At 71.2% G+C, this 14,282-nt stretch carries 13 protein-coding genes and 1 pseudogene; 2 read left to right on the forward strand and 12 right to left on the reverse strand.

All coding sequences use genetic code 11. The features are described from left to right. Positions 1 to 2: 2 nt before the first annotated feature. The 6 genes and pseudogenes from VFA06_RS12160 to VFA06_RS12185 form a co-directional block, all read right to left on the reverse strand. A complete protein-coding gene (locus tag VFA06_RS12160) occupies positions 3 to 707 on the reverse strand; it encodes a DUF4389 domain-containing protein (RefSeq protein WP_324840612.1) in 705 nt (234 codons plus the stop codon). Next, positions 704 to 1,255: a flavodoxin domain-containing protein gene (locus tag VFA06_RS12165; protein ID WP_324840613.1), complete on the reverse strand. Its 552-nt coding sequence runs from the start codon at positions 1,253 to 1,255 to the stop codon at positions 704 to 706. Before VFA06_RS12165 ends, VFA06_RS12160 begins: the two co-directional genes overlap by 4 nt. Continuing rightward, on the reverse strand, positions 1,227 to 2,933 hold the full coding sequence (locus tag VFA06_RS12170; protein WP_324840614.1) for an NAD(P)-binding protein: 1,707 nt from the start codon (positions 2,931 to 2,933) through the stop codon (positions 1,227 to 1,229). Before VFA06_RS12170 ends, VFA06_RS12165 begins: the two co-directional genes overlap by 29 nt. A 2-nt stretch (positions 2,934 to 2,935) precedes the next feature. Beyond that, positions 2,936 to 3,958, reverse strand: a complete 1,023-nt coding sequence (locus VFA06_RS12175; RefSeq protein WP_324840615.1) for a thiamine pyrophosphate-dependent enzyme — start codon at positions 3,956 to 3,958, stop codon at positions 2,936 to 2,938. Then, the gene (gene porA / locus VFA06_RS12180; protein ID WP_324840616.1) at positions 3,955 to 5,349 is read right to left on the reverse strand and encodes a hypothetical protein; all 1,395 of its coding nucleotides are present in this window, start codon (positions 5,347 to 5,349) and stop codon (positions 3,955 to 3,957) included. Before porA ends, VFA06_RS12175 begins: the two co-directional genes overlap by 4 nt. Positions 5,350 to 5,546: 197 nt before the next feature. Next, positions 5,547 to 6,233, reverse strand: a pseudogene (locus VFA06_RS12185) (2-oxoacid:acceptor oxidoreductase family protein); the annotation flags it as partial. Positions 6,234 to 6,492: 259 nt separating this feature from the next. On the opposite strand from VFA06_RS12185, the gene VFA06_RS12190 reads away from it, so the two are divergent. Further along, positions 6,493 to 7,185, forward strand: coding sequence for a CBS domain-containing protein (locus tag VFA06_RS12190; protein ID WP_324840618.1), 693 nt, complete (start codon positions 6,493 to 6,495; stop codon positions 7,183 to 7,185). Between the two features lie 109 nt (positions 7,186 to 7,294). On the opposite strand, the gene gap is transcribed toward VFA06_RS12190, so the two are convergent. Further along, a complete protein-coding gene (gene gap, locus VFA06_RS12195) occupies positions 7,295 to 8,290 on the reverse strand; it encodes a type I glyceraldehyde-3-phosphate dehydrogenase (RefSeq protein WP_324840619.1) in 996 nt (331 codons plus the stop codon). A 207-nt stretch (positions 8,291 to 8,497) separates the two neighbouring features. On the opposite strand from gap, the gene VFA06_RS12200 reads away from it, so the two are divergent. Continuing rightward, the gene (locus VFA06_RS12200; protein ID WP_324840620.1) at positions 8,498 to 9,364 is read left to right on the forward strand and encodes a universal stress protein; all 867 of its coding nucleotides are present in this window, start codon (positions 8,498 to 8,500) and stop codon (positions 9,362 to 9,364) included. A gap of 30 nt (positions 9,365 to 9,394) precedes the next feature. On the opposite strand, the gene VFA06_RS12205 is transcribed toward VFA06_RS12200, so the two are convergent. The 5 genes from VFA06_RS12205 to VFA06_RS12225 all read right to left on the reverse strand — a co-directional run bounded on the left by VFA06_RS12205 (position 9,395) and on the right by VFA06_RS12225 (position 14,147). After that, a complete protein-coding gene (locus VFA06_RS12205) occupies positions 9,395 to 10,819 on the reverse strand; it encodes a M20/M25/M40 family metallo-hydrolase (protein WP_324840621.1) in 1,425 nt (474 codons plus the stop codon). A gap of 133 nt (positions 10,820 to 10,952) precedes the next feature. Continuing rightward, entirely contained in the window at positions 10,953 to 11,432 is a 480-nt protein-coding gene (locus VFA06_RS12210; RefSeq protein ID WP_324840622.1) for a YbaK/EbsC family protein, read from the reverse strand. Positions 11,433 to 11,526: 94 nt separating this feature from the next. Beyond that, positions 11,527 to 13,098, reverse strand: a complete 1,572-nt coding sequence (locus VFA06_RS12215) for an amino acid adenylation domain-containing protein (protein ID WP_324840623.1) — start codon at positions 13,096 to 13,098, stop codon at positions 11,527 to 11,529. Further along, entirely contained in the window at positions 13,091 to 13,849 is a 759-nt protein-coding gene (locus VFA06_RS12220; protein WP_324840624.1) for a thioesterase II family protein, read from the reverse strand. Before VFA06_RS12220 ends, VFA06_RS12215 begins: the two co-directional genes overlap by 8 nt. A gap of 13 nt (positions 13,850 to 13,862) precedes the next feature. Further along, a complete protein-coding gene (locus VFA06_RS12225) occupies positions 13,863 to 14,147 on the reverse strand; it encodes an acyl carrier protein (protein WP_324840625.1) in 285 nt (94 codons plus the stop codon). Between the last annotated feature and the right edge of the window lie 135 nt (positions 14,148 to 14,282).

Consider the following 14,282-nt stretch of genomic DNA (forward strand, 5'->3'; position numbering starts at 1 on the left):
CGCTAATAGACCGGGGGTTGATCAGAGATCTGCGGTTCCGGCTCGCGCTCGCCGAGGTCGAGCCGGAACGGCGGATAGACGTCTGTCATAAGGCTGACATAGACGATCACCCGCAGCACCCACCGGTTCAGGCCGATGACGAGTTCGAAGATCTCCGGCCGGTACGCGCCGGTGAAGGCGAGCGCGACGGCGGCGAAGATCGCCAGCAGGCCGATCAGGCCGACGCTCGGGACGCCGGCGAACCGGTAGCCGCCCAGGAAGATGCCGACGATGACGTACTGCGGAATGGCCAGCAGCCACCACTTGACCAGCGCCAGGCCCCGCGAAAGCTGCTCGGGGTAGGCCACCGCGAGCCGCGCCGGATAGTCGGGGACGTCGGCGAGCGTGAACGGCGGGTACCGATCGGTGCCCAGCGCGCCGTACGAGTAGTACGCGACTCGCCAGCCCCATCGCAGCACACCGACGTTGAACTCGAAGATCCCGCGCGGGTACCGGCCGGTGAACACGATCGCGAACAGCGCGACGATGCTCAGCACGAAGTAGGCCACGCTCAGGCACCACAGCGCGACGTAGTGCGGGATCGCCAGCAGCCATTTGACGAGCCACAGCCACCGCGAGAGCGGTGCGTCGAGCCTGGCCTCGACCGTGACCGGCCGCTGGAAGCCGGCCGCGGGGGCGGGTGGCGCTGGGGTGTATGCGGCGGTCATCGCGCACCGCCCGCTTCGGTCTCCGGCCCGGTTTGCGGTCCGGGTTGCGGCTGTGCGCCGGTCAGCAGCTCTTCGGCGATGTGCTTGCCCCAGGCCGCGATCTCGTCCCAGTCGCGCTCGTCGCTGTCCGCGATGTGCATCGCCGCCATCATGGTGCGGTGCACGATGCCGAGCTGCGCACGCTCGATCCGGCCGCCGAACACGCGGTGGTCGCGGGCCGCGGTGGCGGTGATGACCTGCGACGCATCCACCGGGGGTTTGGAGCTGTCCGAGCCGCGCTCGCCGACCGGTCCGCTGGAGAACAGCCAGACCGGCCGGCCGCTCAGCTGCCCGGAGATCCGCTCGACCAGCCGGCGGGCGCTGGGCAGCCAGCTGCCCATGTACACCGCGCTGCCGAGCACGAGCGCGTCGTAGCCCTGCAGGTCGGCGACCTGGTCGGGGGTGCGGGCGTCGGCCGGCACGCCGTTGTCCGTCAGCGCCTTGGCGAGGGCGTCGCCGATCTGCGCGGTGGCGCCGTGCCTACTCGCTGTGCATACCAATACTCTCATGATCAGTGCCTTCTTCTGCTGGCTCGGTCATCATGGCGATCGCCCCGGCCGGGCACTCTTCGGCGCACAGTCCGCAGCCTTTGCAGTAGTCGAGGTCGATCGAGTAGCGCGGCTGCCCGTCCGCGTCGAAGCCGAGCTTCGTGATCGCGTTGTCGGGGCACACGCCGTAGCAGTTGTCGCAGCCGAAGCAGTTGCCGCAGGACAGGCAGCGGCGGGCTTCGTAGAGCGCGTTGTCCTCGGTGAGGCCGTGCACGATCTCCGCGAACGTGTCCACGCGGCGCGCGGCCTCAAGGCTCGGGCGCACCGTCGCGGGCGCGTCGCTGTAGTACCAGGTGTTCAGGTCGTCGATCGGGATCGGGTTCTGCGGCGCGGCGGCCGGTTCGGCGGCCACGCCGCGCAGGTACCGGTCGATGGCGCGCGCGGCCGCGGCTCCGTGGCCGATCGCCTGGGTGGCGGTGCGCTCCCCGTCGATCGCGTCGCCGCCGGCGTAGACGCCGGGCCGGCCGGTGGCGTAGGCGGAGTCGACGTCGATCGTCCCGTGCGAGACGGCGATCCCGGGCGCCCTGGCCAGCCAGTCGAGCTCGGCGCTCTGGCCGAGGGCGAGCACCACGGTGTCCGCGGCCAGGGTCTCGAATTCGCCGGTCGGCTGCGGGAATCCGGTCTCGTCAAGCTCCATCCGCTCCACCGCGACGCGGCCGCGGTCGGCGTGCGTGATGGTGGAGAGCCAGCGCACTGTCACGCCCTCCGCCAGCGCCTCTTCGAGCTCTGACTCATGAGCGGGCATCCGGTCCCGGGTGCGGCGATACACCACGACCGCCTCGGTGGCGCCGAGCCGGCGCGCGGTGCGGGCGGCGTCCATCGCGGTGTTGCCGCCACCGTAGACCGCGACTCGGCGGCCCAGGTGCAGCGGCCAGTGGTCCTCGGCCGCGGCCAGCATGGTGAGCGCGTCGAGCATGTGCGCGCTGTCGCCGGCCGGTATGTAAGCGTTCTTACCGCTCTGCGCGCCCACGCCGAGGAAGGCCGCGTCGAAGCCGTCGGCGGCGAGCGCCTCGTCGAGGTCGTCGACGCAGCTCTCGGTCTCGAAGCGCACGCCGAGCGCGGCGATGCGGGCTATCTCGGCGTCGAGCACCTCGCGCGGCAGCCGGTAACGCGGGATGCCGTAGCGCATCATCCCGCCGAGCTTGGCCGCCGCCTCGCGCACGGTGACCTGGTGTCCGCGCAGGGCGAGCTGGTACGCGGCGGACAGTCCGGCCGGGCCGGAGCCGACGACCAGGACGCGGCGTCCGGTCGGTTCGGCGGTGACCTGCACCGTCCAACCCTGCTTGATCGCCTCGTCGCCCAGGAAGCGTTCGACGGAATTGATGCCGACGGACTGGTCGAGCAGCCCGCGGTTGCACGCTGTCTCGCACGGGTGGTAGCAGATGCGGCCCATGACGGCCGGCAGCGGATTGTCGAGCATCAGCCGCCGCCACGCGGCTTCATACGATCCGTCCTCGGCGGTGTAGAGCCAGTCGCGTACTGCCTCTCCGGCGGGACAGGCGGATTGGCAGGGCGGCAGCACGTGCCGGTAGACCGGGCGCTCGACGCGCCAGGCGCCGGTGTGGTTGGTGCGGCTGCTGCCGGGGTCGAGGGTGGTGGCGAAGGGGTGCTCGCTCTTCGCTTCGCGCACGTCGTCCATGGCTACGCTCCCTGACCGGTGGTCTCACGGCCGGGGCCGGTCGCGTCGAGCAGCCCGTACACCCGGATATTGCGGTCGGCCTGCTCCTGGATGCGCGCGACCAGATCCGGGCGGCCGTCGCGGTGTCCGTTCGGGAACAGGTGCGCATAGCGGGTTTGCGGCCGCAGGTATTCGTCCACGGGGACGCGGTGGCGGATCGGGGTGACCGCGGTCAGCTCGCCGTATTCGGCCTCGAACAAGGGGAAGAGCCCTGATTCGGTGGCCAGCCTGGCCAGCCGGATGGTCTGCGACGAGGCCGCGCCCCAGCCGAGCGGACACGGCACCAGCACGTGCAGATATCGCGCTCCGGTGAACCCCATCGCCCGCTCCACCTTCGCCTCGAGGTCGCGCAGATCGGCGACCGTCGCGGTGGCGACGTACGGGATGCGGTGCGCCATCGCGATCGCGGGCACGTCCTTGCCCTGGCCGAAGTGGTTACCGGGAATGCCGGCCACGACGGGTGTCGTCGCGGTCCGGGCGGCCGGAGGCGTGGCGCCCGAACGTTGCACGCCGGTGTTCATGTAGGCCTGGTTGTCGTAGCAGACGAACAGGACGTCGTCGTTGCGCTCGAACATGCCGGAAAGGGCGCCGAGTCCGATGTCGACGGTGCCGCCGTCACCCGCCTGACCCAGCACCCTGACATCGGCGCGCCCTCGGGCCTTGAGCGCCGCGGCCACGCCGGAGGCGACCGCCGGGGCGTTACCGAACAGCGAGTGCAGCCACGGCACGCGCCAGGCACTCTCCGGGAAGGGCGTTGAGACGACCTCAAGGCAACCGGTGGCGTTCACCACGACCAGCTTGCCGTCCGACACGCGCATCGCGGCGTCGAGCACGTAGCGCGCGCCGAGCACCTCGCCGCAGCCCTGGCAGGCCCGGTGCCCCGATATCAGACTATTGGCACGCTTCGGGTCGGACTGTGCGGCGCGCTGTTCCTCGGGCAGCAGCCGGTTGCCGACCGCGAGCGAGCCGACCTGGTAGAACTTCATCGCGATTCCTCCCGCGCGTGCAGCCGGGCGAGCAGCCGCTCGGCGGTCGATCCGGGAGCGTCGTCGGAGGCGCGGCCGTAACCGGCCCGGGACAGCAGGTCGCGGTCCAGGCCGAGGAAGGAGAACCGGGCCACTCGGGACGCCGCCGCGTCGCGCACGAGCGTGCGCAGCGCCTTCTTGGTGATCGGGCGGCCGCCGAGCCCGGCGACCACGGTGCTGCAGCGGGCCGGCACGGCGGGCGGGTCGGCCAGCGCTGCGATCAGCTCCGGGGCGATGACCCCGGCGGCGCCGGTGGAGAAGGCCCGTTCGAGCACGACCACCTGCTCGGCTCCGGCCAGCAGGGTGCGCAGCCGGTCCGCGGGGAAGGGCCGGAAGCAGGTCAGTTCCACCGCGCCGACGGCGAGCCCGTCCGCGCGGGCCTCGTCGATCACGTCTTCGAGCGTGCCAAGCACGGAACCCATCGCGAGGAACACCGTGCGCGCGCCCTCAAGCCGGTAGCCGCGGGCCAGGCCCTCGGCCGGGCGGCCGACCAGTTTCGCGTAGCGCTCGGCCAGTTCCGGCATCCGCAGCAGCGCCCGCTGCATCCGGCCGTGGGCGAGGAAGCGCACCTCGGTGAAGGCTTCGGGCCCGACCATCGCGCCGATGGACATCGGCAGGCCCGGGTCGAGAATTTGCTGCGGCCGGTACGTCGGCAGGAAGGCGTCGACGGCTTCCTGCTCAGGCACGGCGATGCGCTCGACCGCGTGGGTGAGTACGAACCCGTCCATGCACACCATCACCGGCACCGACAGCTCCTCTGCCAGGCGGAACGCGATCGGGTGCAGGTCGCAGGCGGCCTGGTTGTCGCGGGCGTAGAGCTGGATCCAGCCGCTGTCGCGCTGGGAGAGCGAGTCGCTCTGGTCGTTCCAGATGTTGATGGGGGCGCCGAGCGCGCGGTTCGCGACCGTGAGCACGATCGGCAGGCCGAGGCCCGCGGCGTTGTACAGCGCCTCGGCCATGAACAGCAGGCCCTGGCTCGAGGTGGCGGTGTAGGTGCGCGCTCCGGCGGCCGAGGCGCCGATGGACAGCGACATCGCGCCGAACTCCGATTCGACGTTCACGAACTCGCAGGGCTCGAGCTCGCCCTGACGTACCAGGGCACTGAGCGCCTCGACGATGTGGGTCTGCGGCGAGATCGGATAGGCGGGCACCACCTGCGGCCGGCAGCGGGCGACCGTCTCGGCGACGGCGCGGGAGCCCTCGACGGCGCGTCCTGGCCCGGCCTGCTGCTCGTCGGCGCGGCCGGCCTTGGCGGCGGTGGCGGCGGTGGCGGCATCAGGGGCGGCGGTAGCGAGATTGGGAGCGGCCGCAGGCGTGGCGCCGCGGCGTGCGGATACATCAGGAGCGGGCACCAGGCACCTCCGAAGTCGAATACGCGGCCGGTTCCGCACCGGTGCGGGAGCGGCGGCGCGCGGATACGTCAGGAGCGGGCACCGGGCACCTCCGAGGTCGAATACGCGGCCGGTTCCGCACCGGCGCGGGCGTCGCCGTCCGCATCGGAGCCGCCGTCCTTATTGAGGCCGCCGTCGTCATAGAAGCGGTCGCCGCCGCTCCGGATGTGCTCGAAGGCGTCTGCGGCGGCCTCGGCGTTCGCCTCGGCCACCCGGCCGGAGAAGCGTGCGGCGATCGCGTCGCGCACGGCGGCGAGCGGGACGATTCCGGTCGCCGCTGCGGCGGCGCCGAGCATGGCCGCATTCGGCAGCGGGCGGCCGGTGCGCTGCCGGGCGAATTCGGTGGCGGGCACGGTGCGCACCCGCACGGCGCACAGCCTCATGCCGGCCGCGTCTCGGGCCGCCGACCGGGTCAGGCCGATCTTCGCCACGTCCGCGCCGTTCCCCGCGGCGCGGCCTGATGTGCCGTTGGCCAGCAGGGCGGCGGCCGTCGCGTCCTCAGCCGCCGCGGCGCCTGTGAGGGCAGTGCTGACAAGGTTGGTGTTGATCAGGCCGGTGTTGATCAGGGCGGTGCCACCGGGCTTGAGGCCGTCGAAGACGAAGCGCTGGCGCAGCAACGTCGCGTCGAGGACGATCACCAGGTCGGGCTCGGTCACCGGTTCGCGGGACCGGATCGGCCGCTCGTCGATCCGGCAGTACGCCTCGACCGGAGCGCCGGTGCGCTCCGAGCCGAAACTGGGGAAAGCCAGCGCGTAGCGGCCGTCGGCGATCGCCGCCCAGGCGATCAGCTCGGCGGCGGTGACGACGCCCTGGCCGCCGCGGCCGTGCAGTCTGATCTGGTACATGACGCTCCGCCTCCTCCCTGGCATCGTCGCCTGCCGCCCCCCGCCGGTCCCAGGGTCCTGAGACCCGGGCCTGGTGGGCCGAAGGGCCGGGACTCGGCACCGCTGCGGCACCGCTATGGCACTGCTGTGGTGCGACTGCGGCGAGGCGGCGGTGTCGGCCGGCCGGTCCCGGACGGGACCTTCGACCGTGTCCGGTGCCCGCGTTCCGCGCGACGCTGGACGGACGAGGAGTGGCAGGCCGACGTCGAGGAGGTCGCTGATGTCAGCAACCGTACGCAGCGTGATGACGAGCGAGGCGGTCTCAGTGCGCGTGTACACGCCGTACAAGCAGATCGTGCGCGTCCTGCTCGACTACGGCATCAGCGCGGTGCCGGTGGTCGACGAGACCGGGCACGTCCTGGGCATCGTGTCCCAGGCCGACCTGATCGAGAAGGAGGCCGCGCTGGCGCGTTCGACCTCGGCCGCCCATCGCCCGGCGACCTGGCACAGCCGCGCCTCCCGGACGAAGGCCCACGCGGTCTCCGCCGACACCCTCATGACGGGCCCGGCGATCACCATCGGCCCGGACGCCGACGTGAACAGCGCCGCGCTGCTGATGAGCAAGCACAACGTCAAGCGGCTGCCCGTCGTGGACGCCGAGGGCCGGCTACTCGGCGTGGTCAGCCGCGGCGACCTGCTCGTGCCGTTCCTGCGTTCAGACGTCGAGATCCACGACGAGATCCTCAACAGGGTCCTGCTGAGCGAGATGTGCGTGGACCCGCACTCCATCGACGTGAAGATCGCCGACGGTGTGGTGACACTCAGCGGCCGGATGGAGAACGAGTTCGTCACCCGCGACACGGCGGCGCGGGTGCAGACGATCGACGGAGTCATCGAGGTCGTCGACCACCTGACTCCCGAGCCCGGCGAGGACCAGCCGCAGCGGCTGCCGTTCCGCACTCCCGTGTACTGATCTGCTGATCCCCGCCATAAGGGAGTGCCCCCGGGATGTCCCGGGGCACTCCTTCGCTTCGGGCGGTTGAGGCGTTCAGGCGGAGCGCCGCGCCCGTGCGTCGCCGTTGCTACAGCCGGGCGCCGACGTACTCGGCCAGGTCCGCCAGCCGCTCGGTGTAACCCCACTCGTTGTCGTACCAGCCGAAGACCTTCACCAGCTCGCCGTTCGACTGGGTCAGCGCCCCGTCGAGCACGCACGAGGCCGGGTCGCCGACGATGTCGGTGGAGACCAGCGGCTCGTCCGAGACCCGCAGGATGCCGCGCAGCCGCTCCTCGGCGTCGTGCGCGAAGGCCGCGTTGATCTCCGCGGGGGTGGCCGGGCGGGACAGCACCGCGGCCAGGTCCACCAGCGATCCTGTCGGCACCGGGACGCGCACCGCGATGCCGTCGAGCAGCCCCGCGGTCTGCGGGATGACCAGGCCGATCGCCTTGGCAGCGCCGGTGCTGGTCGGGATCACGTTGAGCGCCGCGGCCCGGGCCCGGCGCAGGTCCTTGTGCGGGCCGTCGAGCAGCTGCTGGTCGTTGGTGTAGCCGTGGATGGTGGTCAGAAAGCCGCGCACCAGGCCGAAGTGCCGGTGCAGCACGTCGACCATCGGCGCCGCGCAGTTGGTGGTGCAGGACGCGTTCGAGATGACGTGGTGGCGTGCCGGGTCGTAGTCGTCCTGGTTCACGCCCATCACGACAGTCACGTCGACCGCGCCCTTCGCCGGCGCGGAGATGAGCACCTTTCGGGCGCCGGCCTCCAGGTGCGCGGCGGCCAGCGGGCCGGTGCGGAACTTGCCGGTCGACTCGATCACGAGGTCGACGCCGAGCTGCGACCACGGCAGCTGCGCGGGGTCGCGCTGCGCGAACACGGCGATCTTGCGGCCGTCCACGATCAGCGCGTCGTCGGCGTGCTCGACCCGGCCGCGCAGGCGCCCGTAGGTCGAGTCGTGGGCCAGCAGATGGGCCAGGGTCGCGGCGTCGGTCACGTCGTTGACCGCGACGACCTCGAGCCCGCGCTCCAGCGCGATGCGGGTGAAGACCCGGCCGACCCGGCCGAATCCGTTGACGGCGATTATCATCAAAGCCTCCTGGTGAAACAGCCTTTCCCGGCCTCAGCCTGCTGCCGCGGCGGCCGACTCGGCAGGGCCGGGCGGCCCGGGACAAGTCCCGCCCGGCCCGGGCCGAACGCCCCTGACCGTCGGCCGGCGCGCGCAGGAGCATGAGGTAGAAGGCAGGGCGTTGATCCGTGGCGCTCTGCGCGGACTTGTGATCGTCTTGGAGCTGTCATGACTCAGACACCTTCGACGCCGCAGCGCATCGTCGTCGGCGTCGACTCCTCTGACAACGCGCTGCACGCTGCGATTTGGGCTGCTCGCCTGGCAGTCGACCTCGGTGTGCCGCTTCTCCTCGTGCACGCCCTCGATCTGGGCGCGACCAGCGTCTACTCCACGGCCGTCGGCTACACCGAGGACCGCAGGGAGCACGGCGCCGCACTGCTCGGCCAGGTGGCGCGCACGCTGCGGGAGAAGGTCCGCGGAGTGATCGTCGACACCGAGCTGTTCGACCAGGGCGCGCCGCAGACGCTGGTGGCCCTCAGCGACGAGTCGACCCTCGTCGTGTCCGGCACCCGCGGGCACGGTGGCTTCGCCGGGCTGCTGCTCGGATCGGTCAGCTTGAAGCTCGCCGGGCACTCCCACGGCCCGATCGCCGTGGTGCGCGCGGACGAGCCGAGCGAGCCGGAGAACGCGATCGTGCTGGGCGTGGAGCCGGAGGAGCACGAGGCACCGATCCGCTTCGCGTTCGCACTGGCGGCGCAACTCGGCGCGACGCTCAACGTCGTGCGCGCCTGGTGGCCGCAGGCGGCCTACGGCGGTTACTACTCGGCGGACATCGGAATGGCCGAGCGCGACCACGCCGTGGATGTGGAAGGGCTTATCAAGGCACTGCGTGAGGAGTATCCGGGCGTCAAGGTCTTCGTGAGTCCGATGCGTGGTAACCCCGTGCCGATGCTCCTGGAGGCGTCACGCGGCGCGCGGCTGCTCGTCGTCGGCGCGCACCGTAAGCACAGCCCGCTTTCGGTCGGTGCCGGCTACGTCGTGCAGGGTTTGCTGTCGCACGCCACTACGCCGGTGGCCGTGGTTCCGGTCGTCTGAATTTGCGGCGAGAGCTGACCGGCGCGCCGCCTACTTGCGCGCGTGCGCATCCAGGATGTGCGCCACGGCTTCGGTCACTCGCTGCGCGAACGCGATGTTCAGCCACTCGTCGGGGCCATGCGCGTTCGAGTCGGCGCCGAGCACGCCGGTGGCGAGGAAGTCAGCGTTCGGATACCTCCGCCCGAGCAGTTCCATGAACGGCACCGAGCCTCCGCAGCCGAGGACGGCGTGGGGACGGCCGAACACCTCGGCGCCGACCCGCGCCAGCGCCGCGCGCAGCCAGGGTGCCGGCGCGGGCGCGGCCCAGCCGTTCATGGTGAGCCGGTCTGAGAGCTCGACCTTCGCGCCGGCCGGTACGTCCCTCGTCAGCGTCTTTTCCAGCGCGGCGAGCGCGGCCGGCGCATCGGCGGTCGGCGGCACACGGAAGCTGAGCTTGAGCGAGGCCGCTGAGTGCAGCACGTTGCCCGCGTCCGCCGGCCTCGGAAGCCCGGCCGCTCCGGTGACGGTCAGCGCGGGCCGCCAGGTGTTGTTGAGCAAGAGCTCTGCGTCATCCGCGTCGGCGGCCGGAAGCGGCGCGACCATCGGGAAGCGTCCCGCGATCAGGCCCGGCGCCAGCGCGGCGGCGTCGCGAGCCGCGGTGCGGCGCTCCGGCGGCAGTGCCACGTGCATCGCAGGGATCTTTATCTCCCCGCTCGCCGCGTCTTCGACTCGGTCGAGCAGGTGCCGCAGAATGCGGAACGGATCGGGGACGATGCCGCCGGCCAGTCCCGAATGCTGCGGGGTTTCGAGCACACGCGCGGTCACCGTCAGCTGAACCAGGCCGCGCAGACTGTCGGTGAGCCAAAGGCGCTCGTAGTCGATGCCCCCGATGTCGAGGCAGACGAGCAGCGACACGTCTCCGAGCCGCTCACTCAGCAGGCTGAGGTACGCGGGCAGATCGGTGCTGCCGGACTCCTCGCAGGTTTCGAGCAGGATCACCGTGCGCGCGTGCTCCCCGCCGGCCGCGCGAACCGCCTCAAGCGCCGTCGTCGCCGCGTAGCCCGAATAACCGTCGTCCGCTGCGCCGCGACCATACAGTCGGCCGTCGCGCAGTACCGGTTTCCAGGGCTCAAGCCCGGCGGACCAGCCGTCGAGCGGCGGTTGTTTGTCGAGATGGCCGTAGAGGATCACGGTGCCGGCGTTTCGCGCCGCGGCGCCCGCCGTCGCCGGGATGTCGGCGATCAGCAGTGGCGAGCGGCCTTCCAGCGTCAACGCCTCGATGCGGGCGCCCGGTAGTGCGCGCGCCTTGATCCACGCGCCGACATGCTCGGTCGCTGCCTGAAGATGGCCGTTCGCCGCCCAGGACGCGTCGTACAGCGGGGAGAGCGCCGGGATTCGCACGAACTCGGCCAGGCTCGGCAGGGCCGATCGCGTCCAGAGCTCATCGACCAGTCGCCGTATCGTGTGCGCGTCCATGGCGTCGCCTTCCCGCGGGCGAAAGTTCCTGTCAGGGCTCTGCGGCCCGGTGGCGGAGGCGGCGCGGCGCGCCTGAGTGGCCGCCGGGTCGGCGCTGGGTTCGACCCGACGGCCACGAGCGGCGCCCGAGCCGTCAGCCGCGCTTGACCTTCAGCACGGTGTGCTCGGGCAGGATCTCGGTGATCTTCCCTGGAATCTTGAACACGGCGTTGGGCGTGCCGGCCGCCGCCCAGACCTCGTCGAAGGTCAGCAGATCCTCGTCGACGAGCAGGGTGACCGGCTCCTTGTGGCCCAACGGCGGCACCCCGCCGATGGCGTATCCGGTGGCGCTCTTGACGAAGTCCGCGTCGGCCTTCTCGATCCCGCCGCCGATCCGCTCGGCCACGGTGTCGAGGTCGACCTGGTTCGGACCGCTGGCGAGCACGACCACCGGGGCGCCGGTGGCGGCGGCGCGGAACACCAGCGACTTGACGATCTGCGCCTTCGAGCAGCCCAGGGCCCGGGCGGCGTCGTCCGCGGTGCGCGTGGAGTCCGGCAGCTCCTGAACGGTCAGCCCGAGGCCACGCTCGTCGAGGGTCTGCTGGAACTGTCGTGCTCGTTTGCTCAGCGTCACAGGTGAAGCTCCTGATCTCAGTGGTCTTGGTCGTTCTTGGCGGCGGTTCTCGGCCGTGGTGCTCGGCGGCGGTGCGTGGCGGTAGCTCGACGGGCTACGGGCTCGCGGCGAGGAGCGCCGCGCGGTCAACCTTGCCCGTCGCCGAGAGCGGAAACGCGTGCCGTATTCGGATCTCACCCGGAATCATGTAGCCGGGCAGCCGCCCGGCGAGGTACCCGCGCACCGCTGCCGGGGTGCAGCCCTCGTGTTCGGGAACGACGAAGGCGACCAGCTTCTTCTGCCCGGCCGGATCCTCGGTCACCAGGACATGGCTCTGCCGCACCGCCGGGCACGCGTCGAGATGGTGGGCGACCTCGCCCAGTTCGATCCGGTACCCGTTGATCTTCACCTGGTCGTCGAGGCGTCCTTGGAAGACGAGCACGCCGTCGTCGCGAAGGTAAGCGCGATCGCCGGTGCGGTAGACCCGCTCGATGACGCCGCCGAGCCGTACAGTCGTGAAGCTGTGGGCCGTGGCCTCGGGCGACGCGAGGTAGCCGGGCGACAGACCGGGCCCGGCGAGCAGCACCTCGCCGGTTTCGCCGGGCTCGCACAGCCGACCGGCCTCGACGACGTAGGCGCGGGTGTTCTGGATGGGCACGCCGATCGGCAGCGCGTTCTCGTCGGCGCGCAGCGCGCGCACCGGGTAATAGGTGGCGAAGGTGGTGCACTCCGTGGGCCCGTAAACGCTGGTGAGCCGATCCGGACCGTACCGCTCCAGGGCGCGGGCGATGTGCCGGAGCGAATGTGCTTCGCCGCCGGTGAGGATGCGGCCGACGCTGTCGAGCGTCTGCGGCGCCTCATCGAGGATCGAGTTGAACAGCGCGGTCGTGAGGAAGACGTCGGTGACTTTCTCCTGTTCCAGCACGCGTTGCAGTTCGGAGAAGCGCACGAACGCCGAGGGGTACAGGACGCAGGTGCCGCCGTGCAGCAGCGCTCCCCAGATCTCGAAGGTCGCCGCGTCGAAGGTGACCGGAGCCAGTTGGAGCAGCACGCTCGATTCGTCGAGGGTGGTGTAACGGGCGCGGAAGACGAGGCGCGCGATGGCACGGTGCTGAATCGGTACGGCCTTGGGCCGGCCGGTGGACCCGGAGGTGAAGTTGACGTACGCGATCGCCTCGGCGCTCGTGGTGACCGCCGGGTTCCCGGGATCGTGGGCGGCGTCTGCTTCTGCAGCATCTTCAATAGACACCGTGGTCACGCCGGGCAGCCGCGCGGCCAGGTTGGCGGCCGCGTCGCCGAGCGCCACGGTGCACTGCGCCTGCTCGAAGAGGGCCGCGAGCCGGTCGTCCGGCCATGAGGCGTCGACCGGCAGATACGCCCCGCCGCACTTGAGCACGGCGAGTAAGGACGCGATCAGTTCCGGGCTGCGTCGCGCGCAGACCCCCACGATCCGGCCTTCGCAGGTTCCGTGCGCGAGCAGGCTCGCGGCGATGCGGTTGGCGAGGGCGTTCAGCTCCCGATAGGTCAAACGCCGTGAGCCGTGCACCACCGCGACCGAGTCGCCGAACAGCGCTACGCATTGCTCGAAGAGCTCTGAGACGCTGGCCTGTGCGGGATAGGTCGCGGTAGTGCGGTTGAGCAGCCGGTGGGCTTCCAGCGCTTTGTCGGTGATTTCGAGCTCATCCATCCCCGGCTCCGATTCGGCGGTCGATGGCCTTGAGTAGGTCGGACAAGTGGGTGTCGGGAAAGAAGTGGCCGCCGGGCATTTCCAGCAGCTCCGCGCCGCGCGTGGTGAACGAGGCCCAACCGCTCATCGCCGCGCGGGTGTCGACCGGATCATCGATGCCGTACATTGCCGTGATCGGTACGTCGACGGGCTGCCCGTGCCAGTCGGTCCACAGTTCGGCAAGGCGGATCTCCTCGCGCACCACGGGCAGCAGCAGGTCGCGCACGCCCGGGGTATCCAGGAACTCGGCCGGAGTCCCGCCCATGTGCCGCAGTGCGTCGCAGAATCCTGCTAGATCGAGTTCGTGCATGTACGGCCGCACCTGCGGGACGTCCGGGCTGCGGCAGCCCGACACGAACAGTCTGCGGGTACCGTCCAGGTGATCCTTCTTCGCCCGGTGCACGAGCTCGTAGGCGAGTCTTCCGCCGAAGCTGTGGCCGTAGAACGCGTGCGGTGCGGCCAGGTACGGCGCGAGCGCCGCGTACACGTCCGCTACGAGCGTGTCCCAGTGCTGATACGGCTTTTCCTTGATCCGCTTCCCGTGGCCGGGCAGCCTGAGCGTGAGCAGTTCCACATCCGGTGTCACGCCGGCGGACCAGGCCCGGAACATGTCCGGGCTGCCGCCGGCGTAGGCGAGGCAGATCAGCCGGAGGCGCGCCGCCGGTTCGGCGGGGCGGATGGCCACCACCCAGCGATCGCCGTCGTCGGACATCCGCGCTCCCCGGTCACCGCGCCGCGGCGGACCGCGCCGGATCGGCGGCGCCGGCGGTGTTGCGCCGGATGGTCGCGGCGATGGCGCCCACTGTGCTGTGCTCGTAAAGGTCGTCGGGCGGCAGCGCGTCCTCGCCGAACTCCTCCTCGACCCGGGCGATCAGCCTGATCGCGGTGAGCGAGGTGGCGCCGGCCGCGAAGAGGTCGTCCTCGGCCCCGTCGAGCTCGACACCGAGGTCGCGGCACGCCCCGATCACCCACTGCTCGACCTGGTTCCCGGCCGCGTCCGCCGCGCTCATGCCACACCCGCCGGGGTGCGCACCGGGAAGCGGAAACCGTCCACCGTGCTGTCGACGAAGCGGTTGTGCCCGTAGCGGTCCTCGCCGGAGACCAGGACGTTGCCGAACTTCTCGAGGCTGGCCGCGCCGCCGAAC

This window comes from Actinocrinis sp. (assembly GCF_035653575.1).
In the GTDB taxonomy this organism is placed as follows: Bacteria; Actinomycetota; Actinomycetes; order Streptomycetales; family Catenulisporaceae; genus Actinocrinis.

Excerpts from the sequence above, each read along its gene's own strand:
- VFA06_RS12175 (WP_324840615.1), bottom strand. The coding sequence starts at position 3,958 with ATGAAGTTCTACCAGGTCGGCTCGCTCGCGGTCGGCAACCGGCTGCTG.
- VFA06_RS12190 (WP_324840618.1), top strand. The coding sequence starts at position 6,493 with ATGTCAGCAACCGTACGCAGCGTGATGACGAGCGAGGCGGTCTCAGTG.
- VFA06_RS12220 (WP_324840624.1), bottom strand. The coding sequence starts at position 13,849 with ATGTCCGACGACGGCGATCGCTGGGTGGTGGCCATCCGCCCCGCCGAA.
- VFA06_RS12200 (WP_324840620.1), top strand. The coding sequence starts at position 8,498 with ATGACTCAGACACCTTCGACGCCGCAGCGCATCGTCGTCGGCGTCGAC.
- VFA06_RS12205 (WP_324840621.1), bottom strand. The coding sequence starts at position 10,819 with ATGGACGCGCACACGATACGGCGACTGGTCGATGAGCTCTGGACGCGA.
- VFA06_RS12215 (WP_324840623.1), bottom strand. The coding sequence starts at position 13,098 with ATGGATGAGCTCGAAATCACCGACAAAGCGCTGGAAGCCCACCGGCTG.
- VFA06_RS12160 (WP_324840612.1), bottom strand. The coding sequence starts at position 707 with ATGACCGCCGCATACACCCCAGCGCCACCCGCCCCCGCGGCCGGCTTC.
- gap (WP_324840619.1), bottom strand. The coding sequence starts at position 8,290 with ATGATAATCGCCGTCAACGGATTCGGCCGGGTCGGCCGGGTCTTCACC.
- VFA06_RS12170 (WP_324840614.1), bottom strand. The coding sequence starts at position 2,933 with ATGGACGACGTGCGCGAAGCGAAGAGCGAGCACCCCTTCGCCACCACC.
- VFA06_RS12165 (WP_324840613.1), bottom strand. The coding sequence starts at position 1,255 with ATGAGAGTATTGGTATGCACAGCGAGTAGGCACGGCGCCACCGCGCAG.
- VFA06_RS12225 (WP_324840625.1), bottom strand. The coding sequence starts at position 14,147 with ATGAGCGCGGCGGACGCGGCCGGGAACCAGGTCGAGCAGTGGGTGATC.